The organism is Mesorhizobium sp. WSM4989, from assembly GCF_029625795.1.
In the GTDB taxonomy this organism is placed as follows: domain Bacteria; phylum Pseudomonadota; class Alphaproteobacteria; order Rhizobiales; family Rhizobiaceae; genus Mesorhizobium.
In genome coordinates, this window is the sequence record NZ_JARTVN010000002.1 from 1,677,275 (window position 1) to 1,702,577 (window position 25,303).

29 protein-coding genes and 1 tRNA gene are annotated in these 25,303 nt (G+C 63.0%); 12 read left to right on the forward strand and 18 right to left on the reverse strand.

Annotation, left to right across the window (positions count from 1 at the left end; genetic code table 11):
• Nucleotides 1-16 precede the first annotated feature (16 nt).
• On the forward strand, nt 17-376 hold the full coding sequence (locus tag P9217_RS20775; protein ID WP_095802216.1) for a diacylglycerol kinase: 360 nt from the start codon (nt 17-19) through the stop codon (nt 374-376).
• A 23-nt stretch (nt 377-399) separates the two neighbouring features.
• Here the strand turns inward: P9217_RS20775 and P9217_RS20780 are convergent, their stop codons facing one another.
• Together P9217_RS20780 and P9217_RS20785 are read right to left on the reverse strand one after the other, a co-directional pair.
• The gene (locus tag P9217_RS20780) at nt 400-1,008 is read right to left on the reverse strand and encodes a DedA family protein (protein WP_278087437.1); all 609 of its coding nucleotides are present in this window, start codon (nt 1,006-1,008) and stop codon (nt 400-402) included.
• Nucleotides 1,008-1,568: a DUF1003 domain-containing protein gene (locus P9217_RS20785; protein ID WP_095802217.1), complete on the reverse strand. Its 561-nt coding sequence runs from the start codon at nt 1,566-1,568 to the stop codon at nt 1,008-1,010. The genes P9217_RS20780 and P9217_RS20785 overlap by 1 nt, the downstream gene beginning before the upstream one ends.
• A 253-nt stretch (nt 1,569-1,821) precedes the next feature.
• Here P9217_RS20785 and P9217_RS20790 point away from each other — a divergent pair, with 253 nt between their 5' ends.
• The 3 genes from P9217_RS20790 (at nt 1,822) to P9217_RS20800 (ending at nt 6,539) form a co-directional block, all read left to right on the forward strand.
• Nucleotides 1,822-2,541, forward strand: a complete 720-nt coding sequence (locus P9217_RS20790) for a DNA-3-methyladenine glycosylase I (protein ID WP_067328175.1) — start codon at nt 1,822-1,824, stop codon at nt 2,539-2,541.
• Nucleotides 2,542-2,645: 104 nt separating this feature from the next.
• Nucleotides 2,646-4,325, forward strand: coding sequence for an NAD+ synthase (locus P9217_RS20795; RefSeq protein ID WP_095802218.1), 1,680 nt, complete (start codon nt 2,646-2,648; stop codon nt 4,323-4,325).
• A 408-nt stretch (nt 4,326-4,733) separates the two neighbouring features.
• The gene (locus P9217_RS20800; RefSeq protein WP_095802219.1) at nt 4,734-6,539 is read left to right on the forward strand and encodes an ABC transporter ATP-binding protein; all 1,806 of its coding nucleotides are present in this window, start codon (nt 4,734-4,736) and stop codon (nt 6,537-6,539) included.
• Between the two features lie 51 nt (nt 6,540-6,590).
• Here the strand turns inward: P9217_RS20800 and P9217_RS20805 are convergent, their stop codons facing one another.
• The 5 genes from P9217_RS20805 to P9217_RS20825 all read right to left on the reverse strand — a co-directional run bounded on the left by P9217_RS20805 (nt 6,591) and on the right by P9217_RS20825 (nt 10,116).
• A complete protein-coding gene (locus P9217_RS20805) occupies nt 6,591-6,902 on the reverse strand; it encodes a PilZ domain-containing protein (RefSeq protein ID WP_095802220.1) in 312 nt (103 codons plus the stop codon).
• Between the two features lie 115 nt (nt 6,903-7,017).
• A complete protein-coding gene (locus P9217_RS20810) occupies nt 7,018-7,506 on the reverse strand; it encodes an NUDIX hydrolase (protein WP_095802221.1) in 489 nt (162 codons plus the stop codon).
• A gap of 220 nt (nt 7,507-7,726) precedes the next feature.
• On the reverse strand, nt 7,727-8,227 hold the full coding sequence (gene gpt / locus P9217_RS20815; protein WP_066998919.1) for a xanthine phosphoribosyltransferase: 501 nt from the start codon (nt 8,225-8,227) through the stop codon (nt 7,727-7,729).
• Between the two features lie 211 nt (nt 8,228-8,438).
• On the reverse strand, nt 8,439-9,272 hold the full coding sequence (locus P9217_RS20820; RefSeq protein WP_095802222.1) for a universal stress protein: 834 nt from the start codon (nt 9,270-9,272) through the stop codon (nt 8,439-8,441).
• Between the two features lie 103 nt (nt 9,273-9,375).
• Entirely contained in the window at nt 9,376-10,116 is a 741-nt protein-coding gene (locus tag P9217_RS20825; RefSeq protein WP_278087438.1) for a competence/damage-inducible protein A, read from the reverse strand.
• Nucleotides 10,117-10,243: 127 nt separating this feature from the next.
• Between P9217_RS20825 and P9217_RS20830 the strand changes: the two genes are divergently transcribed.
• Together P9217_RS20830 and P9217_RS20835 are read left to right on the forward strand one after the other, a co-directional pair.
• Complete coding sequence (locus P9217_RS20830) at nt 10,244-11,212, forward strand: alpha/beta fold hydrolase (protein WP_278087439.1); 969 nt, start codon at nt 10,244-10,246, stop codon at nt 11,210-11,212.
• Nucleotides 11,213-11,340: 128 nt separating this feature from the next.
• Complete coding sequence (locus P9217_RS20835) at nt 11,341-11,682, forward strand: hypothetical protein (protein WP_347404364.1); 342 nt, start codon at nt 11,341-11,343, stop codon at nt 11,680-11,682.
• A 70-nt stretch (nt 11,683-11,752) separates the two neighbouring features.
• Here the strand turns inward: P9217_RS20835 and P9217_RS20840 are convergent, their stop codons facing one another.
• The 3 genes from P9217_RS20840 to P9217_RS20850 form a co-directional block, all read right to left on the reverse strand.
• Nucleotides 11,753-11,992 (reverse strand): DUF2188 domain-containing protein, encoded by a 240-nt coding sequence (locus P9217_RS20840; RefSeq protein WP_067328195.1) that lies wholly within the window; start codon nt 11,990-11,992, stop codon nt 11,753-11,755.
• A gap of 32 nt (nt 11,993-12,024) precedes the next feature.
• On the reverse strand, nt 12,025-12,303 hold the full coding sequence (locus P9217_RS20845; RefSeq protein WP_066998903.1) for a DUF982 domain-containing protein: 279 nt from the start codon (nt 12,301-12,303) through the stop codon (nt 12,025-12,027).
• A gap of 90 nt (nt 12,304-12,393) precedes the next feature.
• A complete protein-coding gene (locus P9217_RS20850; RefSeq protein ID WP_278087441.1) occupies nt 12,394-13,497 on the reverse strand; it encodes an NADH:flavin oxidoreductase/NADH oxidase in 1,104 nt (367 codons plus the stop codon).
• A gap of 153 nt (nt 13,498-13,650) precedes the next feature.
• On the opposite strand from P9217_RS20850, the gene P9217_RS20855 reads away from it, so the two are divergent.
• Nucleotides 13,651-14,229, forward strand: a complete 579-nt coding sequence (locus P9217_RS20855; RefSeq protein WP_095802227.1) for an NUDIX domain-containing protein — start codon at nt 13,651-13,653, stop codon at nt 14,227-14,229.
• A 32-nt stretch (nt 14,230-14,261) separates the two neighbouring features.
• On the opposite strand, the gene P9217_RS20860 is transcribed toward P9217_RS20855, so the two are convergent.
• From P9217_RS20860 to P9217_RS20875, 4 genes are all read right to left on the reverse strand, one after another.
• Nucleotides 14,262-14,347: transfer RNA gene (locus tag P9217_RS20860), tRNA-Leu, on the reverse strand.
• A gap of 161 nt (nt 14,348-14,508) precedes the next feature.
• Nucleotides 14,509-15,165, reverse strand: a complete 657-nt coding sequence (locus P9217_RS20865; RefSeq protein WP_067328201.1) for a class I SAM-dependent methyltransferase — start codon at nt 15,163-15,165, stop codon at nt 14,509-14,511.
• A 275-nt stretch (nt 15,166-15,440) separates the two neighbouring features.
• Nucleotides 15,441-16,109, reverse strand: a complete 669-nt coding sequence (locus tag P9217_RS20870) for an outer membrane protein (RefSeq protein ID WP_278054177.1) — start codon at nt 16,107-16,109, stop codon at nt 15,441-15,443.
• A gap of 90 nt (nt 16,110-16,199) precedes the next feature.
• On the reverse strand, nt 16,200-16,412 hold the full coding sequence (locus P9217_RS20875) for a hypothetical protein (RefSeq protein WP_278054178.1): 213 nt from the start codon (nt 16,410-16,412) through the stop codon (nt 16,200-16,202).
• 162 nt (nt 16,413-16,574) lie between these two features.
• Between P9217_RS20875 and ade the strand changes: the two genes are divergently transcribed.
• Nucleotides 16,575-18,386 (forward strand): adenine deaminase, encoded by a 1,812-nt coding sequence (gene ade, locus P9217_RS20880; protein WP_278087442.1) that lies wholly within the window; start codon nt 16,575-16,577, stop codon nt 18,384-18,386.
• 60 nt (nt 18,387-18,446) lie between these two features.
• On the opposite strand, the gene P9217_RS20885 is transcribed toward ade, so the two are convergent.
• Nucleotides 18,447-19,610 (reverse strand): alpha/beta hydrolase, encoded by a 1,164-nt coding sequence (locus P9217_RS20885; RefSeq protein ID WP_278087443.1) that lies wholly within the window; start codon nt 19,608-19,610, stop codon nt 18,447-18,449.
• 106 nt (nt 19,611-19,716) lie between these two features.
• Nucleotides 19,717-20,826, reverse strand: coding sequence for an alpha/beta hydrolase (locus P9217_RS20890; protein ID WP_278087444.1), 1,110 nt, complete (start codon nt 20,824-20,826; stop codon nt 19,717-19,719).
• Between the two features lie 215 nt (nt 20,827-21,041).
• On the opposite strand from P9217_RS20890, the gene ilvA reads away from it, so the two are divergent.
• Both ilvA and P9217_RS20900 read left to right on the forward strand, forming a co-directional pair.
• A complete protein-coding gene (gene ilvA / locus P9217_RS20895; protein ID WP_095802233.1) occupies nt 21,042-22,298 on the forward strand; it encodes a threonine ammonia-lyase IlvA in 1,257 nt (418 codons plus the stop codon).
• A complete protein-coding gene (locus P9217_RS20900) occupies nt 22,295-22,867 on the forward strand; it encodes a DUF1697 domain-containing protein (RefSeq protein ID WP_278087445.1) in 573 nt (190 codons plus the stop codon). Before ilvA ends, P9217_RS20900 begins: the two co-directional genes overlap by 4 nt.
• A gap of 12 nt (nt 22,868-22,879) precedes the next feature.
• On the opposite strand, the gene P9217_RS20905 is transcribed toward P9217_RS20900, so the two are convergent.
• Both P9217_RS20905 and gloA read right to left on the reverse strand, forming a co-directional pair.
• Nucleotides 22,880-23,167 carry a DUF2218 domain-containing protein gene (locus P9217_RS20905; protein WP_095802263.1) on the reverse strand — a complete coding sequence of 96 codons (288 nt, stop codon included), beginning with the start codon at nt 23,165-23,167 and terminating at the stop codon, nt 22,880-22,882.
• A gap of 124 nt (nt 23,168-23,291) precedes the next feature.
• Nucleotides 23,292-23,732 (reverse strand): lactoylglutathione lyase, encoded by a 441-nt coding sequence (gloA, locus tag P9217_RS20910; RefSeq protein ID WP_066998873.1) that lies wholly within the window; start codon nt 23,730-23,732, stop codon nt 23,292-23,294.
• A gap of 259 nt (nt 23,733-23,991) precedes the next feature.
• Here gloA and P9217_RS20915 point away from each other — a divergent pair, with 259 nt between their 5' ends.
• Both P9217_RS20915 and P9217_RS20920 read left to right on the forward strand, forming a co-directional pair.
• Nucleotides 23,992-24,585, forward strand: a complete 594-nt coding sequence (locus P9217_RS20915) for a cold-shock protein (protein WP_066998870.1) — start codon at nt 23,992-23,994, stop codon at nt 24,583-24,585.
• 191 nt (nt 24,586-24,776) lie between these two features.
• On the forward strand, nt 24,777-25,289 hold the full coding sequence (locus P9217_RS20920; protein WP_127215140.1) for a DUF192 domain-containing protein: 513 nt from the start codon (nt 24,777-24,779) through the stop codon (nt 25,287-25,289).
• Nucleotides 25,290-25,303: the final 14 nt, after the last annotated feature.

Consider the following 25,303-nt stretch of genomic DNA (forward strand, 5'->3'; position numbering starts at 1 on the left):
CGAAACGGGGCTGGGCATGCAGCGGCTGATCGACGCTTTCATCAATTCGGCGCGGGCTTTCCGCAAGCTGGCTGCTCACGAAAAGGCGTTCCAGCAGGAGTTGATGCTGCTTGTGCTCGCTCTGCCGGCCGGCTGGTTCATCTCGGTATCCTGGCGCGGCTACGCCTTGCTGATCGGCGCGGTTCTGCTGATGATCCTGGTCGAGGTGCTCAACACAGGCATCGAGGCGGCGTGCGACGCGATCTCCCGCGAGTTCCACATCGACATCCAGCTCGCCAAGGATTGCGGCTCGCTGGCGGTGCTGATTTCGATCGTGATCGCGGGGGGCGTCTGGGGCATTGCCATCATCGAGCGCATCATCGGCGCGCCGATCTGACCGGGAGGCATCGGTCCGACAGCTTAGGATTCGGCCTGATCCTCTTTTGCGTCCTTTGCGCGCTCCCTTCCGGCAAAATGGCGGGCAACCAGTCCGGCCAGGACGGCCACAGCGATGCCGACGGCGAGGGCTACGAGCACGCGCTCATGGCGGGCAAATGCCTGGCCGACCATGCGCTCCGCCCCCAGCCCGAAGACATAGCCGACCGTGCCGAAGAGGGCTGCCCAGACTGCCGACGAGATGGCGTTCAGGATGACGAAGCGCGGCACCGACACGGTCGACAGCCCGGCGGCGATGCCGCCGACAAGCCGCATTCCGTAGATGTAGCGGTTCGTCAGCACGAAGATGTTGGGATGGGTGTTGAGCAGCCGGTAGGCGCGGCGAAAACCCGGCCGCCTGCGCAGCCTGACGACATAGGGATGATCGGCAAAGCTGCGGCCGAGGGTGAAGAAAGCCGTGTCGCCGGCGAAGGCGCCGAGAAACGCGGCCAGGAAAGCCTGCCAGAGCACGAATATGTGCTGATGGGCGAAGAAGCCGCCGAGGATGGCAGCGCTTTCGCCCTCGGCGATGCAGCCAAGGAAGACCGCGATCAGCCCGTATTGCTCGATGAGACGATGGATGGCCTCGGTCATCAGCCCGCCGACCGCGCCGACAGCTTGTCGTCGATCCGCCTGATCTGCTCGGCCATGCGCAGGATCTCGTCGCGCATGCCGATGAGCTCACTGTGGCGCAGTTCGTCGAGCTTCTCATGCAGCGCCATGATCTCGATCTCGGCCTTCAGGTTGACCTCATAGTCATGGGCGGCGTCGATGCGGTCACGCTCGGTCTGGCGGTTCTGCGACATCATGATCACCGGTGCTTGCAAGGCGGCGACCATCGAGAGCACGAGGTTGAGGAAGATGAAGGGATAGGGATCGAAGGCGTTCCGCGACAAGAGCCAGACATTGCCAAAGGTCCACAGCACCAGAAAGGCGATGAAGCCCAGAATGAAGGACCATGAGCCGCCGATACGGGCGATCGTGTCGGCAACGCGATCGCCATAGCTCTGATGAAAGGCGACTGCCTTGTTGGTGTCCCTGGTGATGGTGGTGCGTTCCAGCGTCGACTTAAGCACGCGGCTCTCGAGAGGAGAGAGACCGTCCGGCTTTCGCTTCAGCCAGCGGTTCGACAGATCCTCGACCGTCTTGTTCATCGTCCTCTCCGTCGTCAGGCCCGGGTTCCAAGAATCCGGATGGAAACCGCTGCGCACTTTTTCCTGAGATTGCTTACTTAGCTCACTCAATTCCGGACGGAAAACCGCTGCGCACTTTTCCTGGAATTCTCACTTATCTCACGCAATTCCGGACGGAAAACCGCTTCGCACTTTTCCTGGAATTGCGTATAGAGGTAGAGGCTACCGAGCCTGACGGGAAGTGATAGATTGGTCGGCACAGGCGAGGGCGGAAATGGCCGATTTCCAGCGAATTCGTGCCCGGGCGGCAAAACGCAAGGGCGGTGAAGAGGCGCTGGCGTCGCTGCTCGGACCTATGCCCGACAACGCTGCCGTGGCGAAAGTTCATGATGACCGCATCCTCTCCACGATGGCCGAGCGCATCTTTGCCGCCGGTTTCGTCTGGCGTGTGATCGAGCAGAAATGGCCTGGTTTCGAGGAGGCGTTCCTTGGCTTCGAGCCCAAGCGGCTCCTGTTCCAGCCGGACGACTTCTGGCACGAGCTGGCGTCCGACAAGCGCATCGTGCGCAACCCGCAAAAGATCAAATCCGTGCGCGACAACGCGGCTTTCGTCGACCGCGTCTCGAAGGAACATGGCGGCTTCGGCAAGTTCCTGGCCGACTGGCCGGCCGACGACCAGGTCGGGCTGACCGCCTATCTCGGCAAGCATGGCAGCCGGCTCGGCGGCAACACCGGCCAGTATTTTCTGCGCTGGCTGGAGTGGGACACCTTCATTGTTTCCGCCGACATGGCGGCGGCGCTGCGCGACGCCGGTCTCGACATCGCCGAAAGCCCGACTTCGAAGCGGGATCTCGACAAGATCCAGGCGCAGATCAACCGATGGTCCGCCGCGACCGGGCTGCCGCGCCGGCACATCTCGCGCATTCTGGCGATGTCGATCGGCGAGAACCATTCGCCGGAGACGCTGCGCGAATACATGGGCGAGCAGGCCTGATCGCCTCCGGCTGAGGCGGGACATGACCGGCATTCGCCGGCCAGTCCTGGGTGGCACAAGCAATCGCCATTGCCCGGCGATTGCCGCCACGCTAAATCCAATTCATGACCCAGACCGCTCCCGACCTACTGCGCATTGCCGTCGCCCAGCTCAACCCGACCGTCGGCGATGTCGCCGGCAATCTCGCCAAGGCGCGCGAGGCAAGGGCGGATGCGACCCGCCAGGGCGCCGATCTGGTGCTCTACACGGAGCTCTTCCTCGCCGGCTATCCGCCGGAAGACCTGGTGCTGAAGCCGGCCTTCCTGAAGGCTTGCGAAAAGGCGGCGCAGGATTTCGCCGCCGACACCGCCGATGGCGGTCCTGGCGTCATCATCGGCACGCCGCTGAAGCGCCGGACCGGCACGCATAACTCCATCGTCTTCGCCGATCGCGGCAAGATCATCGCCGAGCGCTACAAGCTCGACCTGCCGAACTATGGCGAGTTCGACGAGAAGCGCGTTTTCCAGGCCGGGCCGGAGCTGCAAGGGCCGGTGAATTTCCGCGGGGTGCGCATCGGTGTCCCGATCTGCGAGGACATCTGGGGCGACATCGCCGTCTGCGAGACGCTGGCCGAGAGCGGCGCCGAGATCCTGCTTGTGCCGAACGGCTCGCCCTACTACCGCGCCAAGATCGACGTCCGCCACCAGGTGGTGATCCGTCAGGTCATCGAATGCGGATTGCCGATGATCTACGCCAATCAGCTTGGTGGCCAGGACGAACTCATCTTCGACGGCGCCTCCTTCGCCATCGGCGCGGACAAGAAGCTTGCCTTCCAGATGAGCCAGTTCGAGGAAGCGGTCGACGTCACCACCTGGAAGCGAAGGGATGGCATCTGGGTCTGTTCCGAAGGCCCAATGTCGAAGATTCCGGAGCGGGAGGAGGCCGACTACCGGGCCTGCATGCTGGGCCTGCGCGACTACGTGAACAAGAACGGCTTCAAGAACGTGGTGCTCGGCCTCTCCGGCGGCATCGACTCCGCGATCTGCGCTGCACTGGCGGTCGACGCGCTTGGCGAGGAGCGGCTGCGCACCGTCATGATGCCCTATCGCTATACCTCGAAGGACTCGCTGAAGGACGCCGAGGATTGCGCCCGCGCGCTCGGCTGCCGTTACGACATCGTGCCGATCTCCGAGCCGGTCGAAGGTTTCCGGCATGCGCTGACCCAGCTCTTCGAGGGCACTCAGGAAGGTATCACCGAGGAAAACCTGCAGAGCCGTGCGCGCGGCACGATCCTGATGGCGATCTCGAACAAGTTCGGTTCGATGGTCGTCACCACCGGCAACAAGAGTGAGATGTCGGTCGGCTACGCCACTCTCTATGGCGACATGAATGGCGGCTTCAACCCGATCAAGGACCTCTACAAGATGCAGGTCTATGCGCTGGCGCGCTGGCGCAACGCGCATGTGCCGCCGGGGGCGCTCGGCCCATCGGGCGAGGTCATTCCGAAGAACATCATCGATAAGGCGCCGTCGGCGGAGCTGCGCGAAAACCAGACCGACCAGGATTCGCTGCCGCCTTACCCGGTGCTGGACGACATTCTCGAATGCCTGGTCGAGCACGAGATGGGCGTTGACGACATCGTCGCGCGCGGCCACGACCGGGCGACGGTGACGCGCGTCGAGCATCTGCTCTACATTGCTGAGTACAAGCGCCGGCAGGCGGCCCCAGGCGTGAAGATCACGAAGAAGAATTTCGGCCGCGACCGCCGCTACCCGATCACCAATCGGTTCCGGGATCGCAGCTAGTCCGCTGAAACGCAAAGCTGTTCGCCTGAACCGGCGCTGTTGGCAGCGCAACCCACCATTGTTGCAAAATCGTCTCAGTGGCCGGACAAGACGCCCTCCTGGCGCCGCCCTGCCTTGGCGAGATGGTGAGCCGCCTCTATAAGAGCGCTTCCGCGATTCCCTTTCGGGAGGACCGTATGGCAGGATTTGACATCGTTATGCGAGGCCGCGAAGCCTAGATCTGCACCGGCCGTCCGAACTCCGTTCGGAAGGCCATCCGCAGGCAGGCATCTGGCTCTGCCGGTCGCCACCGAGGGCGCGCGACCAGCCATACTGAACCTCCCCGTTCTAAGGGCGCCATAGGGCGCCGGCGCGGGTTTTCCAATTTGATTTTAGCGGGACCGGGCCTCTCTGCGCCCGGATGACATCATGGCTCGTTTCAGAATAGATCTGCGCGCCAGCGCCTTTCGCAGCGTGCTCGGCTTCACGCTTGGCCACTGGCGCCGCCAGCCGTGGCGCCTGTCGCTCATCATGGGCGCATTCCTGCTCTCGACGCTGGCCGACGTGCTGACGCCGCTCTATTCCGGCCGGCTGGTCGACGCGGTCGCCAGCAGCGCCGGCGCCGACGAGGTTGCGTGGCATGCCGCAATGACGGCGTTCTCCATCCTGATGGCGCTGGCGTTGGCGGCTGTGGTGCTGCGCAACGCCGCCTTCATGGGGATTGTCGAACTGACGTTGAAGATGATGTCGGACATCGCCGCCGACGCGTTCCACCGCGTCCAGCGCTTCTCGACGGACTGGCACGCCAACAGCTTCGCCGGCTCGACGGTGCGCAAGATAACGCGTGGCATGTGGGCGCTCGACCTGCTGAACGACACGATCCTGATCGCGCTGCTGCCGTCGTTCGTCATGCTGGTCGGCTCGACGCTGCTGCTCGGCTGGTTCTGGCCGATGATGGGGTTGGTGGTCGCGATCGGCTCGGTGCTGTTCATCGCCGTCACCGCCATGCTGTCGCTTGGCTACGTCGCGCCGGCGGCACGCCTCGCCAACAGCTGGGATACACGCCTCGGCGGCGCGCTGGCCGACGCGGTGAGCTGCAATGCCGTGGTCAAGGGTTTTGGCGCCGAGGCGCGCGAGGAAGCGCGGCTTGCCCGCGTGGTCGCCAAATGGCGTCTGCGCACGGGCCGTACCTGGGTGCGCGGCACGTTCAACGGCACCGCGCAAGGCACGATGCTGCTCTTGATGAGGGCGGCCGTGATCGGCCTTGCGCTCATGCTTTGGGCGTGGGGCGAGGCGAGTGCCGGCGACATCGCTTTTGTTTTGACGTCGTTCTTTGTCCTGCAGGGCTATCTGCGCGATATCGGCACGCATATCCGCAACCTGCAGCGCTCGATCAACGACATGGAGGAATTGGTCGACTTCCAGTCCGAACCGCTCGGCATCGAGGACCGGCCCGGTGCCGCTCCGATCCGGATCACCGACGGCAGCATTGCGTTCGAGAAGGTGACGTTCCATTACGGCAATCACCGGCTGCCGCTCTATCGCGACTTCTCGGTCGAGATCGCCGCGGGTGAACGCGTCGGGCTGGTCGGGCATTCGGGATCGGGCAAGACGACTTTCGTCAAGCTGATCCAGCGCCTCTATGACGTGAACGGGGGCCGGATCCTGATCGACGGCCAGGACATCTCGAAGGTTGCGCAATCATCGTTGCGCAGCCAGATCGCCATCGTGCAGCAGGAGCCGATCCTGTTTCACCGGTCGCTGGCCGAGAACATCGCCTATGCCAGGCCGGGCGCAACGCAGGCCGAGATCGAGCATGCCGCGAAGCTCGCCAGCGCGCACGACTTCATTGCCGATCTGCCCAAGGGTTACGGAACCCTGGTCGGCGAGCGCGGCGTGAAACTGTCGGGCGGCGAGCGCCAGCGCGTGGCGATCGCGCGCGCCTTCCTGGCCGATGCGCGTATCCTGATCCTGGACGAGGCGACATCGAGCCTGGATTCCGAATCGGAGGTGCTCATCCAGAAGGCGATGGAGCGGCTGATGGTCGGGCGCACGACATTGGTCATCGCGCACCGGCTTTCGACCGTGCGGGCACTCGACCGGCTGCTGGTTTTCGACCGCGGCCGCATCATCGAGGAAGGCTCGCACGACGAGCTTATCCGGCTGAACGGCGGTATCTACCGCCGGCTGTTCGAGCGCCAGGCGCTCGAACTCACCAAAGGCCTGGTCGCCTGAGGAAAGGCATCCGGCTTCGGCCGGGTGCCTTCCCGCCTTGCGGGCCGACCGTTAGCCGTAGTGCAACTTGGGCTTGGCCTCGGTACCGGTGAACTTGACGCCCACGCGGTCGTTGCGGCGCCAGCGGACTTCCGCGCGATACGCCACGCCATCGAGCGGGACGTAGAGCAGGAAACGATCGGGAACGCGTGATTCCGGTGCGACTTTCAGCTCGGCGCCACCGGCATTCTGATTGCGCAACGTGCAACTGACCTCGGAATTCTGGATACCGGTGATGATCGTCCCGCCCTTGAGCACGCGCTGGCGGTGCTCGCGCCGGTGTTCGCCGGAGTCTTCTTCAAGTGGTTGCGCGGAGTTCGTCATCGATCGACGCCATTAGCCGAATCGGCACTGCATTAACCACACAAAGCACCGATGTTCGCGCACCGCAACGCGCGGCATGCTCGTCGGGTCACATATGCGTTATGTGAGCGATGACTCAGGCGAATTTTCGCGGATCGGCGCAGAAATAGGCAATGATCTGGCAAAGATCGGGCTCGTTGACCATGCGGGCGGCCTCGGCGGAGCCGACCCATTTGCGGGTGCGGGCGCGCTTTTCCTTCCAGCGGTCCGCGACCCGGTCGACCTTGAGCGGGAACACCAGGACCTCGCAAGGCACTTCCTCGCCGGATGCCAGGACCTTGCCGTAGAAATAGCGGCCGGCTTCGAGATGCGAGACCGTGCCGTGCAAACCCGCTTCCTCGCCCGCTTCGCGGGCGGCAGCTACGCAAAGCGGCTCCCTGGCTTTCGGCCAGCCTTTCGGCAGCACCCAGCGCCCGGTATCGCGGCTGGTGATCAGCATGATCTCGACGCCGTTTTCGTTCTCACGCCAAGGCAGGGCTGCAACCTGCAGGCGGCAAGGCACTGAGCCGAAGAGTCGTCGGACTCTTTCGGCCATCTGGTTGTGCGTCGTTGGCCTCGTCAACATCGTAGAAGCTGCCCCGAGCCTCTAGAATCATTTGCCATCAAACGAATCTTACGACGTATTGTGGACGATAAAAGTAAAAAACTTCACTCGGTTTGCTTAACCCGGACAGGGCAGGCCATTGCGAAATCATCGCCGCCGAGAGCCTTCTCCCCGAGAGCCTTTTCTATGCGGCAAACAGTGATTTGGGCGGGCGCTGGACGGAAGCAGCAGCTTCCAACGATCAGCCGGCGTGATCGTCGGCAATCGGCTTCTGATAGGTGAAACCCATGTCCCACGGGAAGTAGATCCAAGTGTCCTGGCTGACCTCGGTGACGAATGTATCGACCAGAGGCCTGCCCTTCGGCTTGGCATAGACGGTGGCGAAATGCGCCTTCGGCATCATGGCGCGCACGATGCCGGCCGTCTTGCCGGTATCGGTGAGGTCGTCGATGATGAGCACCCCCGCGCCGTCATCGGCAAGAAGCGAAGGCGAGATCTCCTTCAGCACCTGCAACTGACCCTGGCTGGTGTAGTCGTGATAGGAGGCGACGCAGACCGTTTCGATGACGCGGATGCCAAGCTCGCGCGAAATGATCGCGGCGGGCACCAGGCCTCCTCGGGTGATGCAGACGATCGCCTTCCACTGGCCTTTGTTGGTGCCGGAAAGCCGCCAGGCGAGCGCGCGGGCATCGCGGTGGAACTGGTCCCAGGAGACCGGAAAGGCTTTTTCGGGAAGGGACATGGTTCGTGCACTCCGCAAGCGCGCGCCGCAGCGCGCAGATACGATGGAATGCAGCCGGAATTAGCCGGAAAGCGCCGGCCTTGGCAAGGTGGCCGCCAGGGATGGCTGTGTACTTATACCGCGTCGCGCTGTTCAGGCGACGCGGTGCAAATTCCCTGTTTGGTACATGTCCTTGTCCCCCGAACCCGATTCCCACTTCGCGGAGACAGGCTTATCTCGACAGGAAGGCTGCCACGTTTGCCGTGCGCAGCACGGTGCGGGTGACGCCGCCGAACAGGAGCTGTCGCAGCCATGAGTGGCTGTAGGCGCCGAGCACCAGCAGATCGGCGCCGGATTCGGCGATCCTCTCCTGGATGATGTCGTCGACCGAGCTTGCCCCCGATTTCTGCACGGAAACGCTGACATTGGCGCCGTGGCGTGACAAGGCAGCCGCGATCTCGGCGCCCGCCGCCTCGGGAGCCTCGTCGAGCGTTTCCGGCGGATCGATGACGAGAATGTCGGTCTTGTCCGCCTCGCTGATGAAGGGCAGGGCATCGAATGCTGCACGAGCCGCCTCCTTACTGCCGTTCCACGCTAGCAGCACACGCCTGAAGGTGGTGACGAGCGGCCCGGCATGCGGAACGACAAGCACCGGCCGGCCGGCATCGTAGACCAGCGTATCGACATCGGCGCCCGGATCGCCCCCGGTGTCGCGCTGCGCGGCGATAATCAGGTCAGCCGCCCGCACGCTCGAAATGCCGGTCAGCGCGCTGTCGCCGGAGAAGCTTTCGAGGCTCCGCCACTCGAAGGACAGGTCGGAATCCTCGACGCGCCTGAGAAAGACAGCCTGCAGCTTGTCGGCGCGCTCCTTGTTCATCTCGGCCGAGACTTGCAGGAATTCGGTGTCGGGGAAACCGGTTGCCGACGTATAGGGGACCGGAAGCGCTTCGGCGTGGATGCCGACGAGGTGGCTTTCGAACCGCTCGGCAAGCGGGATGGCGCAATCGAGCACGCGCTCGGCGTCCTGTTCGTTCTGCAGAATGGCGACGATCGTCTTGAAGCGCATGGCAGATCCCTCAAATTTATCGGCGCAAGATCGCCACCGGCATCAATGGCCGCAACGAAAGTGCCGTGCCAGAAACGTCGGCGCGCGCCTTCTGGTTCCGGGGTCAGCTCGCAGCCGACAGGCCCGCCACCATGGCCGCAACGTCCTGGCGCGCGGCCTCGAGAGCCGCTTCGTCGCGGGCACGTACCACGAGCTCGGTCCAGAATTTGCCGTCGCCATATTTCGGGTAGGAGCCGATAATGGTGTCGGGATGCGCCTTCTGGATGTCGGCGAGCGGTCCGCCGATCAGGCCTTCGCCGAAGGGGCAGTGCACGGTGGCCGACAGCATCCTGGTGCCGGTCTTCAGCGTCGGCACGACATTGTCGAGCATCGCCTGGAAGATCGACGGCACACCGGCCATCACGTGAACGTTGCCGATACGGAAGCCTGGCGCGATCGATACCGGATTATCGATGTGGTCGGCGCCGCGCGGCATGCGCGCCATGCGCTTGCGCGCCTCGGTGAATTCGATACCGCGCTCGGCATAGCTTGCCTCCAACATGGCGTAAGCCCTGGCATCGTATTCGCAAGGCACGCCGAAGGCCTTGGCTATCGAATCGGCGGTGATGTCGTCATGCGTGGGGCCGATGCCGCCGGTGGTGAAGACATAAGTATAGCGGGCGCGCAGCGCGTTGGCGGCGGCGACAATCTCGTCCTCCTCGTCGGGAACGATGCGCACTTCCTTCAGGTCGATGCCGATCGCGGTCATGATATCGGCGAGATGGCCGATATTCTTGTCCTTGGTCCTGCCGGAGAGGATCTCGTCGCCGATGACGAGCATGGCGGCGGTGACGATTTCGGGCATGGCTCACTCCGGCTGCAGGTTGCCTGAAATAACGCGGCGGACAGCCGGCCGCAATGCGCACGCGAGGCGGGGCTCTTGTGGCAGACACGGTTGCGAGTAAGGTGCGTCGGTACGGCTCGGGTGCAAGATGCTGATATCGATTTTGCCATGGCTGATCGGTGGTCTGCTCGTTGCGGCGGCCGCCGTCGTGCTCGGCTTCATGCTCGCAACATCGTGGATCGCGACCAAGGCCGAGAGGCTGGTACCGGCGTGCGGCAAGTTCATCGAGATCGGCGGCAGCCGCATCCACTATGTCGAAACAGGCGAGGGCAGGCCGATCGTGTTCCTGCACGGGCTCGGCGCGCAACTCCATCATTTCCGGCACACGCTGTTCGGCCGCTTCGGCGCCGGCTACCGGCTGATCGCTCTCGACCGGCCGGGCTCGGGATACTCGGTGCGGGCGGGCGGGGCGAGCGGCCGTCTGCCCGAACAGGCGGAAGTGGTGCGGCGCTTCATCGAGGAGCTTGGGCTCGAACGGCCTTTGATCGTCGGTCATTCGCTGGGCGGCGCCATCGCGCTTGCACTTGCGATCGAGCATCCGACGGCGATTTCCGGCATCGCGCTCATCGCGCCGCTGACGCATCTGGAGGCGAGGGTGCGCCAGAAATTCGACCTGCTCTATGTTCCCTCGCGCCTGAAGCGCTGGATCTTGGCCCATACTTTAGCGATACCGTACAGCCTGAAATATGCGGAGCCGACGATGAAGTTCATCTTTGCGCCGCAAGCCGTGCCGGGGGACTACATGATCGCCGGAGGTGGTTGGCTCGGGTTGCGGCCCGCCCATTTCCAGGCGACCTCCACCGATATCGTGGCGGTGGAAGAGGATCTCGGCCGCCTCGAACAGCGCTATGGCGAGATCCTGATGCCGGCCGGCATTCTGTTCGGCGCGGATGACCGGGTGATCGGCATCGCGGCTCATGGCGAACCGATGCCGGGCAGGATCAGAGAGCTCGATTTCGGACGCGTCCAAGGGCTCGGGCACATGCCGCAATTCGTGGAACCGGAACGCGTCGTAGCCTTTATCGAGCGCATCGCCGCGCGCGCATTCCCAGCGTGAGGATCCCGTTCGAGTCAAAGGCCGAGAGGGATCGCGTCCGTTCACGAACCGTCACACAAAAGTGTCGGACATTCCGCCTCACCTACACTTGCAACGGGAACTTCGGCTCCAACCCTCGGTTTTAATCCGTGTCGGCTGGCGAATTTCCGGCCAGCAAGAATGCGGCAATTCACCAGATGGAGACCAATATGCTTAGGAAGATTTTTGCAGCCTCGGCGCTTGTCCTGGGCATGGGCACCTCGGCTATGGCACAATCGTCGGACGCTTGGTGGTGGTGGCATCGTGATCGCCCGGTCCATAGCGAGCAAGCGCCGGTTGATCCCTACACCACGGGCAGCATTTATTCGGATCGCGACGCCAGCGCGCTAAACAGCTTCGGCAACGGTGCCGTCGGCCCATGCGCCTCGGATACGGCCGGCCCCGACGCGAATGCCGGCCCGAACGTCAACGACCAGTATTGCGGCAAGTAGTCCGTTCGCCAGCGAGCGACCGACGTGAAGCTTTTACAGCGTCGGTCGCAGCAAGGTCGAGCGACGGAAATTAATCTGAGACTTCGGTCTGCGGCCGGTCGCGGCCATCGGCCAGTTCGTCATGCCAGACACCCTCGGAATCCTCATACTGGATGCCATCCGTGGTGCCGGCGACCTGCTGCTCGGCCGAAGCAATTTCAGCCGCGCGCAGCGCGTCCTGGCGGGTGGGAAATGTTTCTGAAAAAGTCGAGCCGACCATGTAGGCCCAGCCGCCGTCATGCTCGACGATCTTGTAGGTCAGTTTCGCCATGGAATCCTCCGGTCGAGAAGCCCTTTGCCTGCTCAATGCAGCTTTCCGTCGGACAGCCTTTCTTCGGGAACCAGCACTTCAGATTCCTCGGCTGCCTCGATCAGCGCGCGGCGCGCGTCCGCCGTCGAACGATACCCCTCCAGCGCTTTCAGGCAAGTATCGAGAGCATCACGATGCCGCTGGCCGCGATTGAGCGGCCATACGGTCATCAGGCACTCGGCCGCTTCGCGGGTGCTGCTTATTTGGCGATATTTGCCGACATGGCCGAGTTCGACCACCACCGGCTTCTCAAATGGCTTGCTGTCTGTCATGGCCGCCAACGTAAAACGGCCAATTTGGTTGCAATGGTGGCGGAAGGCTGCGCCCAAAGGTCTCAGCCAATCGTCACCTGTGCAAGCCGTTCAGCCCGCGGCCTTCATCCAGTGCTGCATCGTCGTGACCGAGCGTGCCAGCTGCGGCGCCGGACGGATTTCCTCGCCGAACGTCGCCGCCGCGCGCCAGCCCCAGCGCGGATCGGCAAGGAAGGCGCGCGCCAGAGCCACCATGTCGGCGCGGCCGTCGGCCACGATCGCCTCGGCCTGCTGCGGATCGTCGATCAGGCCGACGGCGCGCGTCGGAATGCCGGCGCCCTTGCGCACAGCCTCGGCCAGATGCACCTGGTAGCCGGGGCCGCTGGGCAGCTTCTGCAACGGCGAATTGCCGCCGCTGGAACAGCACAGATAGGCGACGCCTTCCGCCTTCAGCGCCTTGGCCACTTCGATCGCCTCCTCGATCTCGAAGCCGCCGTCGACCCATTCCTTCACCGAAAGGCGGGCCCCCAGCATCAGGCCCGGCGCTGCCTTCTTCACCGCCCTGGCGATCTCCACGGCGAAGCGCATGCGGTTTTCCAGCGAGCCACCCCAGCGGTCGGTGCGCTGGTTGGAAAGTGGCGACAGGAACTGGAAGATCAGATAGCCGTGAGCGGCGTGCAGCTCGATGAAGTCGAAGCCGGCGCGCTCGGCCCGCTTGGCCGCATCGGCGAAATGTTGGATGACTTGCCGGATCTCTTCCTCGCCCAATGCGTGCGGTATATTCCACCCTGTGTCATAGGCGATGGCCGAAGCCGAAACGGTCTGCCAGGGATCCTCGCCCGCTTGCAGGGGGCCGCCGCCTTCCCAAGGCCTTCTGTTGGATGCCTTGCGGCCGGCATGGGCGAGCTGGACGCCGAATTTGGTGCCGGGCGCAGCGACGCGCCTGGCCGCATCGAGCGTGCGCTTGGCCGCCGCCTCGTTGTCGTCGGAGTAGAGGCCAAGGCAGCCATGCGAGATGCGGCCGCGCCGCTCGACGTCGGTCATCTCGACGGTCACCATGCCGGCGCCGGACATGGCCAGGTTCATCCAGTGGTGCAGATGCCAGTCGCTGGCGGAACCGTCCTCGGCCGAATACTGGCACATCGGCGCTACCGCAATACGGTTTGGAAAGGTCAGGCCGCCGAGGGTGATCGGCTGGAAAAGCGATGATGTCATGGAAACGGCTCCTGGGAGAGATATCGCTATCTAGGCAGCCGCGGCACTTCGCGCCAGACAACAGCTGGTGAAAGTCTCGCTGGACCAGTCGCTTTCCAGGATTGCGCCCGCGCCTGTTCGCCGATAACGCTTGCCGACAGCACGGAGCCAATCATGGAAGATCGCGTCCGCATCCAGTCTGAAGAAGTCCTGTCCGACGATTGGGCGGTGCTCAAGAAGACGGTGCTCGACTATCGCCGCCGTGATGGGCGCTGGGAGACGCAGATCCGCCAAACCTACGATCGCGGCGACGGCGCGGTGATCCTGCCTTTCGATCCGCAGCGCTCGACGGTGCTGCTGGTGCGGCAGTTCCGCTATCCGGCCTATGTCACCGGTCATCGCGAGCCGCTGATCGAGGCCTGTGCCGGTCTGCTCGACGAAAACGATCCGGAAACCTGCATCCGCAAGGAAGCGGAAGAGGAGCTCGGCTATCATTTGAAGAACGTTGAGCGGCTGTTCGCGCCCTATATGAGCCCCGGGAGCGTGACGGAACGGCTCTGGTTCTTTACCGCGCGCTATTCGCCGGCCGACCGTATTTCCGACGGCGGCGGAGCTCCGGAAGAGGGCGAAGACATCGAGGTGCTGGAAATGCCGCTCGACGAGGCGCTGGCCGGCATCGCCGACGGCCGTATCGTCGACGCCAAGACCATCATTTTGATCCAGCACCTGAAGCTCAATCCGATCAAGGGTTGAGTGGCCTGCCATCCGAAGCGAGGAGCGAAGGGTGGTGCGGACGACGGGAATCGAACCCGTACGATCAGAGATCGAGGGATTTTAAGTCCCTTGCGTCTACCAATTCCGCCACGTCCGCGCGCCGCGATTTCAAGCACTTGGGCCGACACGAGTCCAGCCTTGTGGGCGGGATGGCACCGTATTGCCACCGAATATTGCTCTTCCGCATCGGTTCTCATCGCAACTGGACCGGCTATGGCTCGCCTTCCGGGCCGCAGAAGACCAGCGCAGGGCGCGCTGTTAACCCTTCTCCACGACGGTGAGAGCGTCAGTCTCGCTGTTCCCGTTCCACGGGAACGTCTGCTGTTCGATGACGGTCAGCCCTGCACGCGCGCTGACATGCTCGACAAATCCCTTTGGCATGAAATTCCGCCAATCGGGATTTTCCTTGAAGGATGCGGTTGGATTATCCGAGTAGTTCGAATGATGAAGGAGAGCTCGTCCCCCCGGTTTCAAGACGGAGGCGACTTCCATGATGTAGGACGCCACGGTCAGCGGTTCGAAATGAACCATCGAGTCGTAGCTGAAAACGGAGGAAAAGCGCCCCTTTTCAAACGGTAGACTCTTGCCGTCCGGTGAAAGCGTCACGGTCACATGAGAAGCGCTTGAAAACCGTTTCCTAGCCAATGCAGTGGCATCGACCGAAGTATCGATCAACGTCAGTCGCCTGCAACGGCCGACGATCTGCGCCGAATGACGTCCGGCACCGCTGGCTATTTCGAGCACATCATCCAAGTTCAAATATCGCTCAAAAGCTTTGCGAAAGCGGCTCGCCGGTGCCCAAAACCAAGCCACCAACTCAGGGTTTTCGTATTTCTCAAAGTACTCATAATCAGAGGCGCCAAAACTACGCCACGTATCGACGATTGCTTCGTGCGCAGCGTCAGGCTCAGTCATAAGCCTTCCCCCCTCTTTCTTCTTGGCCGCACATCTTAGAGGGATTGGCCGTCAAAGGCAAAGGAGGCGCACGCAAGCTGGCTTGCCAAGGGGAGCAGCTATCCGCTTCATGGCTTCCGCAGTTCTCACCCCGGCACCGCCGCCGTACTCGGGAATGAAGTCGGCGCCGGCCGCTTCGAGAGCTGCTTATAGGGCGGACATCAAATAACCCGGTGGGTCGACTCTGTTTTGATCCCGCGGTCGCCGGCCACCTTCGTTCCGTGCTGCTCCGCAAATCAGAATTTGTAGCTGAAGCTTACGCCCAGGGTATGGAGCTTCAGGTCCTGATCACGATCGGAGAAGTCGTCCGGGACGTCGAAATGCTCCTTGCCGAAATCGTAGTAACGGTATTGGGCGCCGACGACGATGTTGCTGCTCAGCGCATAGTCGACCCCGGCGCCGATCGTCCAGCCGGTGCCGGTGCGTGTCTTGGCGAAGCCGCTGCCGCCGACGTCTTGCGAGGTCTCGATACCGGCGAAGGCGACGCCCCCGACGCCATAGATCAGCCAGCGATCGACCGCCAAGCCGGCTTCGGCATTGATCGATCCCAGCCATTTGACCTCGGTGCCGACGGCATTGCCAGGGTCGAGCAAGGCCGAAGCGTCGATCGAGGCATAGTTGAGCTCAGCGCGCGCGCCGATAACCGCCTGATTGAACTGCCAGAGGCCGGCGACATGGCCGCCGACGAAGCCGCCGTCGACATCGGGAGAAGCGGCGAACGGCTCGGCTTCCGTGCCGGAGATGTCAGATGAGCCCCAGCCATAGCCGGCCTGCAGGCCGGCATAGTAGCCTGTCCAATCGAAGCCCGGCGCAGTCATGGGCAGGTCGGCGATCGCGTCCGCGGCCAAGGCCGGCCCGGACAGCAGGGCGAAAAAGCCGGCACTGGCAAGTGTCAGGCGACCCATCGAGCGCTCCGAAATGGCGGTTTCGAAAACTTCTCGGTGCAACCTAGCGTTATTCGCCCGAAAACGGAATTGTATTCCTGCAACAGTGGGTTACTTCGGCGGGCTGCGCACGCGATCCTCCAGGTCGCGCTGTTTCTCCTCGGGAGTGGCCAGCCGCGTGAAAGCATATTCGGCTAGTAACGAACCGGCGATGAAGATGGCGATCGGCGCGGCCCATGCCCAGAATGAATGCAAGGTGAAGAAGGCCAGGCCGGCGCTACATGCCGACAGCATGAAAATTGCGAACCGGATCGTTTTTGCCATCTCTTCTGCAACCCAAATAGCCGGAGATCCAGTCTAGGCGAGATTTCGCCCTGCCGCAGGAGAGATCTGTCGGGAACCGGTCCTGCCTTAAAAACAAAGCAGTTTTGCCAACTGGTCAAAACCGCGCCAGCTTGGCACAGTCGGGCAAACAGGAGTTTCTTCATGGCGAGCCGCACCAATCCGACGAAACCCAAGCCCTGGACCGAAGTGGCGACGCAACTGGTCGACGTCGCGATGGGGCGCCGGGCTGCCGATCTCGTGATCCGCAACGGACGCTGGGTGAATGTCCATTCGGGCGAGATCATTCCGGGCACCGACATCGCCGTCGCGGCCGGACGTTTCGCCTATTGCGGGCCGAATGCCGGCCACACGATCGGGCAGGGGACCAAGGTGGTCGATGCGGGCGGCCGCTATCTGGTGCCCGGCCTCTGCGATGCGCACATGCACGTCGAAAGCGGCATGGTCACGGTGACGGAATTCTGCCGCGCGGTGATCCCGCACGGCACCACCTCGATGTTCATCGATCCGCACGAGATCGCCAACGTTCTGGGCCTGCCGGGCGTTCGGCTGATGCATGACGAGGCGGTCGCGATGCCGATCAACGTCCATGTGCAAATGCCGTCCTGCGTGCCTTCGGCGCCCGGCCTGGAGCATGCCGGCGCGGAGCTTACGGTCGCAGACGTCGCCGAGGCGATGACCTGGGAGAATATCATCGGCCTTGGCGAAGTGATGAATTTCCCGGGAGTCGCCGCCAACGATCCGGTGATGTCGGGCGAGATCGCCGAGACGGTGAAGGCCGGCAAAACCGTCGGCGGCCACTATGCCTCGCGCGATCTCGGGTTGCCGTTCCACGGCTATGTCGCCGGCGGCGCCGAAGATGACCACGAGGGCACGCGCGCCGAGGATGCGATCGCCCGCGTGCGCCAGGGCATGAAGGCGATGCTTAGGCTGGGGTCCGCCTGGTACGACGTCGCTGCGCAGATCAAGGCGGTCACCGAAGGCGGCATCGACCCGCGCAACTTCATCCTGTGCACCGACGACAGCCATTCCGGCACGCTGGTGCATGAGGGTCATATGGATCGGGTGGTGCGGCACGCCATCAGCCAGGGCCTGAAGCCGGTGACGGCGATCCAGATGGCGACGCTCAACGCCGCCCAGCATTTCAGGCTGGAACGCGAGGTCGGTTCGATCGCGCCGGGGCGGCTGGCGGATCTTTTGATCGTGTCCGATCTTGCCCAAATGACGATAGACGAGGTCTATGGCCGCGGCGTCAGGCTGGCGAAAGCCGGCAAGCTCGAGATCGACATCCCGGCCTATGATTATCCCGGGACGGCGAAAAACACGGTCAAGCTCGGCAAAAGGCTCAAGGCCTCTGACTTTGACATTGCCGCGCCACAGGGTGCCAACGAGGTGCGGGCGCGGGTGATCGGCGTGATCGAGAACCAGGCGCCGACCAGAGCGCTCGAGGCCGACCTGCCCGTCGAGGACGGGCTGGTCGCCATGGATCGCCGCAACGACATTTGCCAGATCGCCCTGGTCGAACGCCACAGGGGCACGGGCGGCGTCACCAACGCCTTCGTGTCGGGCTTCGGCTATGTGGAAGACTGCGCGATGGCCTCGAGCGTGGCGCATGATGCGCACCACATCATCGCCGTCGGAACCAACAAGGAGGACATGGCTTTAGCCGTCAACCGGCTGAGCGAGGTCGGCGGCGGCGTCGTGCTTTACTCCAAGGGCAAGGAATTGGCGCTGGTGGAAATGCCGATCGCTGGGCTGATGTCGGACGAGCGCGCCGAGATCGTCGCGGCCAAAGCCGAGCAGTTGACGGAAGCGATGCGCAAGGTCGGCTGTTCGCTCAACAACGCCTACATGCAGCATTCGCTGCTGGCGCTGGTCGTTATCCCGGAGCTCAGGATTTCCGATGTCGGACTTGTCGATGTGACGTCGTTCCAGAAGGTCGATCTGTTCGTCTAGCATGTGCCGATGTTCGGGTGAGGTCAGCCTGACCGAACCTCGACACGCCCTAACCGGTGCTCAGCCGCCGGTGGCGATCGTCAGCACCCTGAACGGCGTGGTGATGACCACCTCGGCGACCGAGCCGACCGCCTTGCCGAGACCCTGACCGATATTGTTGAGCTGCGTTGGATCCGGCTCGTCGGAGGCAAGACCGGCAGGCGTGCGCAGCCGATTGCCGAGCAACTGCACCAGGATCGGATTGTCGGCGAATTTGGCATGGTTCAACCGGTCTCCGCCCTTGGTTCGGGTCAGATCGACAACCGTCACGCCGTAGTTGGCGAGATCAGCCGCGTTGTCGTAATCGCCGACGCGCGGCTTTTCGCCGGAAATGAAGCTGGACAGCTTCAGCGCCCGGTCGTCGCCCGAGAGAAGGATGGCGAAAGGCTTGTCGGGCTTGCCGTAGCGGATCATCTGCTTCTTGAAGACATCGACGTCGATGTCAGGCGAGGCGAGGATGACGTAGCCGAGCTTGCCGTTGAGATCGCGGTCGCCGGTGATGGCGAGCTGGCGCAAAGCTTCCATCGTCAGCCAGGTCCCCATCGAATGGGCAATGATGTCAATGCTTTTGGCGCGTGACTTGGCAAGCATCCTCAGTGTCGCTTCCAGGTCGTCGCGCGCGGCGGTGGAGCTGTCCTTGTCATAAATGTAGCCGGTTGTCTTGCCGCTCGACGCCCACGAGAACAGCACCGGTGTGCCCGGATAATTCGTGTCGTGCGCGATCTGCGTCAGGCGGTAAACGCCATCGTCGAAGCCGTTGTTGAAGCCGTGCACGAAGACCAGGGCGCGGTCGCCGCGTATGGCAATATCGGTGCCGACCGCCTTGGCGAATTGCGAGGCGTTCCCATAGTGGACGACATCGGTTGCGGTGAACTGCCTGGCCGGAATGCTGTCGGCCGAACCCTTGGCTCGCTCGATCGCGCCAACCTGGTGGATCTTTGGAACCGTGACATCGACGCGCGCGTAGCTGGTGGTCAGCGAACGGTCGCCGTCGAAAACCTGCCGCGGGTCCTTGGTCGCCTGCTGCCGGGTCGTGGCGACGAAGATCTCGTGCTTGGCCGCAATGTCCGATGCAGGCGCGGTAACGGCCTTCCGATTGAGCAGGTCATGCGCGTTCTGCCCGGCGCAGCCCGTCAGGGCGAGCGTGAAGGCAAGGCCAAGGACGATCTTCCAACGCACGATCACCCGGGATCCCCCAAGGGCGGCAAACCTCTCGGGCTCCTTCGATAAAGCCAGCGAGCGGTCTGGTCCAGTTCAAAGTCCGTGCAGGGCGGCAACCGCGTGAACACGGTTATTGAGTGGCGAGCTGGCTGATCCGGTCGGTGACGTCGCGGTCGCTGGCAAAGCCGTCGTCCTGGCGCAGCCGCCGGCCGATCATCTTCACCAGCATCGGGTTGTCGGCGAATTTGGTGTGGTTGAAGCTGTCGTTGCCCTTCACCTTGGAGAGGTCGACCACCGTGACGCCGTAGGAGGCGAGGTCGGCCGCGTCTCTGTAGTCGCCGACGCGCGGCCGTGCACCGGCAATCAGGCCGGAGAGCCGGAGAGCGCGGTCGTCGTCCGACAGGAGCAGGATGAACGGCTTGTCGGGCTTGCCGTAGCGGCGCATCTGGCTCTTGAAGACATCAACGTCGATGTCGGGCGAGGCCAGGAGAACATCGCCGAGCTTGCCGCCGAGGTCGCGGTCACCGGTGATGGCGAGCTGTCGCAGTGTTTCCATCGTCACCCACGTCCCCATCGAATGGGCGACGATGTCGATGCGGCGCGCACCGGTCTGCGCCAGCATTCTCAGCGTCACTTCCAACTGGTCGCGGGCGGCGGCGGCACTTTCCTTGTCATAGACATAGTCGGTGGTCTTGGCGCCCGAAGCCCATGAAAAAAGCACCGGCGTGCCGGGATAGCCGGAATCATGGACGATCTGGGTCAGACGGTAGACGGCATCGTCGAAGCCGGTGTTGTAGCCGTGGACGAAGACCATGACGCGGCCGCCGCGGGCGTCGATGTCGGCATTGAGCGCGCTGGAGAATTTCGGCTGCGTGTCGTAGCCGACGACCTCGGAAGCCATGAAATATTTGGTCGGATCGTTCGACGTCCCGCGCGAGCGACGCTCGATCTGACCGGTCTCATGAACCGGCGGGACGGTGACGTTGACGCGGGCGTAATTGAGCGTCGCCGAGCGCTCGCCGTCGAAAACCTTGTTCGGGTCGTCTGAGCGCTTGCGGGTGGTGGCGATGAAGATCGAATGGTTGCCGGCGATCTCGGTCGCCGTCGTCGGCACCACGACGCTGCCCAGGATTTCCTGTGACGGTCGTCCCGCGCAGCCTACAACCAGCAAGGCCAGGGCAATGATGCAAATCGTCTTCAAATGCACGTCGAAACTTCCATTCCGGCCGCAATTGGCCATCTGCCTCCGCGAAATCTCCCGGACAGGGGAAGTGCGGCGGAAGTAAGTCGTGTCCAGCGGAAATTTGATCGGCGGGTGCCAACCGCCTTGGCACTGTTGCGCGAAAACCAAAGTGGCGGCAGCAGGCCGGCGAGCGGCTGCATCGGTGGCCGCGAAAACCAAACTATGCAATAGGCTTGGGCTGCGAACCACATGGTCTCGGAGCCGGTTGCCTCATGAACAGTTTTTCTTCCCGCGTCGCAGGCGCCGCGGAGGCGATCCGCGGGATCTTTCCGGAAACGCCGCTGCAGGAGAACGACTATCTGTCGAAAAAGACCGGCGCCCGCGTCCTCCTGAAGCGCGAGGACCTGACGCCGGTCCGCTCCTACAAGATCAGGGGCGCCTTCAACTTCTTCCGCAAGGCGCTCGCCGCCGGCAACAATGCCGAGCTGTTCGTCTGCGCCTCGGCGGGCAACCACGCGCAGGGCTTTGCCTTCGTCTGCCGCCATTTCGGCAAAAAGGGCGTGGTGTTCATGCCCGTGACGACGCCGCAGCAGAAGATCGACAAGACGCGGCTTTTCGGCGGCGATTTCGTCGAGATCAGGCTGGTCGGCGACTTCTTCGACGATTGCTATCGCGCCGCCTTCGAATTCACCGAAGCTGCCGGCGCGCATATGGTGCCGCCCTTCGACCACAAGGACATCATCGAGGGGCAGGCGACCGTCGCCTATGAGATCGCAGCCCAGATGCCGGGCGGGCGCATGCCCGACATCGTCATGCTGCCAGTGGGCGGAGGCGGCTTGGCTGCCGGCGTCACCCACTATTTCGCTGACCAGCAGCGAGAATTGCGGTTCGTGTTCTGCGAGCCGGCGGGCGCGCCTAGCCTTAGCGAGAGTCTCGCCGGTGGCAAGCGGGTCAGGCTCGCCAAGGTCGACAACTTCGTTGATGGCGCGGCGGTGGCTGAAATCGGCCGCGAGCCGCTGCGCCATCTCAAGGAATTCACCGTCGACGCGGTGCGCCTTGTCCCGGAAAACCGGCTCTGCGCGACGATGATCGAGATGCTCAATGTCGAGGGCGTGGTGCTGGAGCCAGCCGGCGCATTGGCGATCGACGCGCTCAAGGATTTTTCGCGCAAGGAGATGAGGGGCAAGACTATCGTCGCGATCGTCTCGGGCGGCAATTTCGATTTCGAGCGACTGCCGGACGTTAAGGAACGGGCGCTGCGTTTCGAGGGGCTGAAGAAGTATTTCATCATCCGCTTCCCGCAGCGGCCGGGCGCATTGCGCGATTTCCTCGAAATGCTGGGCCCGGACGACGACATCACGCGCTTCGAGTATCTCAAGAAGTCGGCGCGCAATTTCGGCTCGGTGCTGATCGGCATCGAGACCAAGGACCGGCGCAATTTCGATCTGCTCAAGGCCAATTTCGACGCCGAGGGCGTGCAGTATCAGGACATCACCGACAACGAGACGCTCGCGGGGTTCATCATATGAGCGGGGCAAAAACGGGCGAAAAAGGAACGGTGTTCGTAGCCCTGTTTTCCGGCATCAATGTCGGTGGCAACCGCATCGTCAAGATGGCGGAGCTGAGGTCGTTCTTCGAAGACCTCGGCTTCACCGACGTATCGACCTACGTGCAAAGCGGCAACGTCGTGTTTCGTGCCAACAACAACGACGCTGCGGCGCTGACCAAAGCACTCGAAGCGGCCTTCGAGAAGAAATGGGAGTTCAATTCCCGCATCATGGTGCGCAATGCCGGCTGGTTCGAGCGCCTGGTGAAGGACAATCCCTATCCGGAGGTTGCCGGCGAGCCGACCAAGCTGCATGCCTATGCGCTGGAGCGAGAGCCGACCGCGGAAGAGGCGAAGCGGCTGGCGGAAAAGTGTGCCGGCCCGGCGCGCTTCGAGATCAAAGGCGACGTGCTTTACCTGCATGCGCCGGAAGGGCTTGGCAAATCGGTGTTTGCCAATCTTATTGGGCGAACGCTCAAGGTGCCGGGCACGGCGCGCAACTGGCGCAGCGTGCTTGCGCTGCTCGAAATGGCCAGCAAGGCCGCCGGCTGACGCTCAATACTTTCAGGCAGCCTTCTGCCAATCGAAAGTCAGCTCCTCGCGGAAGGCGAAGCGCCTGATGTGGTCGGCGACCACGGTTTCCAGCCGCTCGAGCGAGGCGGCGTCGTCAGCGGCGACCGCGATGTGGAGAGCCTTGTCGTCTGCATCCATCACGGTGCGGCCGAGCGAGAGCTGGATGGCGCCGTGATGCGGGTCGAATTCGACCGGGAACTTGTGCGCCCAGTGCTTGCAGAGCTGCTGCAGATAGCGGCTGGCGTTTTCAGTGGCGACGTCGGCGCGGCTGGTCGGCATGAAATTCTCCCGGCGATCAAGAAAAGCGCCAGCCTGATCTGGCTGGCGCCACAAGCGCTTAGATAGGCGCGATCCGGCAAAACGCCATAGCCCGGCCGGTCAAATCCCCGGGAGGGGCAGGCGCCTACCAGCTTCCCGTATTCGACATCGAGGCCCATGGCTCCGCCTTTGCCTTGGCCGGGCCTTTCTGCAGCAGCTCGATGGAGATGCCGTCCGGCGAGCGGATGAAGGCCATGTTGCCGTCGCGCGGCGGCCGGTTGATGGTCACGCCATTGTCCATCAGCTTCTGGCAGGTGGCGTAGATGTCGTCGACCTCATAGGCGAGGTGGCCGAAGTTGCGGCCGCCTTTGTACTCCTCCGGATCCCAATTGTAGGTCAGTTCGACCAGCGGCGCCTTCTCGGCAATGCCGCTTTGCTCGTCATCGGGCGCGGCGAGGAAGATCAGCGTGTAGCGTCCCTGCTCGTTCTCGTAGCGACGCACTTCCTTGAGGCCGAGCTTGTTGCAGTAGAAATCGAGCGATTGATCGATGTCGGCGACGCGGACCATTGTGTGAAGATAGCGCATATCGGATTCCTCGCGGCGTTACGTTTGCGGCGCACCATAGGAGCCGCTCCGCCAAAGGGCAATCGTCCGACAAAACCGATAAGGTGATCGATTTCAGCCGCCCCTTTGCGCTTCAGGCCGCGCCGGTAAACAACAATTGAGGCTTTCCGGTGCTCAACGGTGAAAAAAGGCACGTCAGGTCTTGCACACCCCGGAAGCCGCAGTGTTAATCTGATGGCAAGAATCACTAGCGGTTGCAGTTGGAAAAGGGGGCGTTCTTATGGGGGAAAAAGCCTCTTTTACGAGGCGGGACGGAAGCCTTGACGACGCCTTGACGCGAGACAGTGGCGGCGACTCCGCCGGGCTTGTCGAAATCGCCGGCGCTATCAAATGGTTCGACGTGGCCAAGGGCTACGGCTTCATTCTTCCGGACGACGGCGTCTCGGGTGATATTCTCCTCCATGTGACATGTCTTCGAAGAGACGGTTTTCAGACCGCGCTGGAAGGCGCGCGCGTCGTCTGTCTGGTCAAGCAGGGCGAGCGTGGCCTGCAGGCGTTCCGGGTTCTTTCCATGGACGCCTCGACAGCGGTGCATCCGGCCGAGCAGGAGCAGCGCACGCATGTCACCGTGACTGCCGAGAGCGGGCTCGAGCGGGCGCTGGTGAAGTGGTTCAACCGCACCAAGGGCTTCGGCTTCCTGACCCGGGGCGAGGGCACCGAGGACATCTTCGTCCATATGGAGACGCTGCGCCGCTACGGCATCACCGAGCTGAGGCCCGGCCAGGTCGTACTGGTTCGCTTCGGACGCGGCGACAAAGGCCTTATGGCCGCCGAAATACACCCCGATATGGGCACCTTGCCGGTCTCGCATTAAAGCGCGGCCCGACGCACTTTATTTTTTGCTTGATGCAGGTTCGCCAAAACCGCTTGGCAGTTTTGGGCGACATGCATCGGGCCCTCTCGATACGATCGGGATGCCCTGCCCGGTGCAAGGCCGTTCCTGTCCAAAAACCAGTTCCACTCGCTCGGATCATGGTCTAGGACAGGGCCTGTACGAGGTATCACATGGCTCATCGCAACTGGCTGACCGCAGGCGCGCTTTGCGCCGCCATCGCTCTGGCCGCCATTTTCAGCGCCTTGAGACCGAGTTCGGCGGACGGTCAGGCGATGATGCTGCCTGCCGATCCGACGCCGCTCGTCGCGATCACCGGCTCCGGCAAGCATTCCTTCTCAATCGAGATCGCCGACAGCTCGGAAGAACGCGAGGCCGGGCTGATGTACCGCAAGGACATGGCCGACGATCACGGCATGCTGTTCGTGTTCGAGCGGCCCGCTGAGGTGAATTTCTGGATGAAGAATACACCGATGCCACTCGACCTGGTCTTTATCGGCCAGGACGGCAGGATCAAGGCCGTCAAGCGTGGCGAACCGGAGTCGGAGGCGATCATCTCGCCCGGACAGCCGGTAAGCTTCGTGCTTGAGCTGAAGGCGGGAACGGCCGCCAAGGACGGTCTGAAGGACGGCGATCTCCTGCGTCATCCAGCGATCGATAAGGCCTCGGGCGCCGGCTCCAACTGACCGCGGCTGCGCCA

Excerpts from the sequence above, each read along its gene's own strand:
- P9217_RS20775 (WP_095802216.1), top strand. The coding sequence starts at position 17 with ATGCAGCGGCTGATCGACGCTTTCATCAATTCGGCGCGGGCTTTCCGC.
- P9217_RS20780 (WP_278087437.1), bottom strand. The coding sequence starts at position 1,008 with ATGACCGAGGCCATCCATCGTCTCATCGAGCAATACGGGCTGATCGCG.
- P9217_RS20785 (WP_095802217.1), bottom strand. The coding sequence starts at position 1,568 with ATGAACAAGACGGTCGAGGATCTGTCGAACCGCTGGCTGAAGCGAAAG.
- P9217_RS20790 (WP_067328175.1), top strand. The coding sequence starts at position 1,822 with ATGGCCGATTTCCAGCGAATTCGTGCCCGGGCGGCAAAACGCAAGGGC.
- P9217_RS20795 (WP_095802218.1), top strand. The coding sequence starts at position 2,646 with ATGACCCAGACCGCTCCCGACCTACTGCGCATTGCCGTCGCCCAGCTC.
- P9217_RS20800 (WP_095802219.1), top strand. The coding sequence starts at position 4,734 with ATGGCTCGTTTCAGAATAGATCTGCGCGCCAGCGCCTTTCGCAGCGTG.
- P9217_RS20805 (WP_095802220.1), bottom strand. The coding sequence starts at position 6,902 with ATGACGAACTCCGCGCAACCACTTGAAGAAGACTCCGGCGAACACCGG.
- P9217_RS20810 (WP_095802221.1), bottom strand. The coding sequence starts at position 7,506 with ATGTTGACGAGGCCAACGACGCACAACCAGATGGCCGAAAGAGTCCGA.
- gpt (WP_066998919.1), bottom strand. The coding sequence starts at position 8,227 with ATGTCCCTTCCCGAAAAAGCCTTTCCGGTCTCCTGGGACCAGTTCCAC.
- P9217_RS20820 (WP_095802222.1), bottom strand. The coding sequence starts at position 9,272 with ATGCGCTTCAAGACGATCGTCGCCATTCTGCAGAACGAACAGGACGCC.
- P9217_RS20825 (WP_278087438.1), bottom strand. The coding sequence starts at position 10,116 with ATGCCCGAAATCGTCACCGCCGCCATGCTCGTCATCGGCGACGAGATC.
- P9217_RS20830 (WP_278087439.1), top strand. The coding sequence starts at position 10,244 with ATGCTGATATCGATTTTGCCATGGCTGATCGGTGGTCTGCTCGTTGCG.
- P9217_RS20840 (WP_067328195.1), bottom strand. The coding sequence starts at position 11,992 with ATGGCGAAACTGACCTACAAGATCGTCGAGCATGACGGCGGCTGGGCC.
- P9217_RS20845 (WP_066998903.1), bottom strand. The coding sequence starts at position 12,303 with ATGACAGACAGCAAGCCATTTGAGAAGCCGGTGGTGGTCGAACTCGGC.
- P9217_RS20850 (WP_278087441.1), bottom strand. The coding sequence starts at position 13,497 with ATGACATCATCGCTTTTCCAGCCGATCACCCTCGGCGGCCTGACCTTT.
- P9217_RS20855 (WP_095802227.1), top strand. The coding sequence starts at position 13,651 with ATGGAAGATCGCGTCCGCATCCAGTCTGAAGAAGTCCTGTCCGACGAT.
- P9217_RS20865 (WP_067328201.1), bottom strand. The coding sequence starts at position 15,165 with ATGACTGAGCCTGACGCTGCGCACGAAGCAATCGTCGATACGTGGCGT.
- P9217_RS20870 (WP_278054177.1), bottom strand. The coding sequence starts at position 16,109 with ATGGGTCGCCTGACACTTGCCAGTGCCGGCTTTTTCGCCCTGCTGTCC.
- P9217_RS20875 (WP_278054178.1), bottom strand. The coding sequence starts at position 16,412 with ATGGCAAAAACGATCCGGTTCGCAATTTTCATGCTGTCGGCATGTAGC.
- ade (WP_278087442.1), top strand. The coding sequence starts at position 16,575 with ATGGCGAGCCGCACCAATCCGACGAAACCCAAGCCCTGGACCGAAGTG.
- P9217_RS20890 (WP_278087444.1), bottom strand. The coding sequence starts at position 20,826 with ATGGCCAATTGCGGCCGGAATGGAAGTTTCGACGTGCATTTGAAGACG.
- ilvA (WP_095802233.1), top strand. The coding sequence starts at position 21,042 with ATGAACAGTTTTTCTTCCCGCGTCGCAGGCGCCGCGGAGGCGATCCGC.
- P9217_RS20900 (WP_278087445.1), top strand. The coding sequence starts at position 22,295 with ATGAGCGGGGCAAAAACGGGCGAAAAAGGAACGGTGTTCGTAGCCCTG.
- P9217_RS20905 (WP_095802263.1), bottom strand. The coding sequence starts at position 23,167 with ATGCCGACCAGCCGCGCCGACGTCGCCACTGAAAACGCCAGCCGCTAT.
- gloA (WP_066998873.1), bottom strand. The coding sequence starts at position 23,732 with ATGCGCTATCTTCACACAATGGTCCGCGTCGCCGACATCGATCAATCG.
- P9217_RS20915 (WP_066998870.1), top strand. The coding sequence starts at position 23,992 with ATGGGGGAAAAAGCCTCTTTTACGAGGCGGGACGGAAGCCTTGACGAC.
- P9217_RS20920 (WP_127215140.1), top strand. The coding sequence starts at position 24,777 with ATGGCTCATCGCAACTGGCTGACCGCAGGCGCGCTTTGCGCCGCCATC.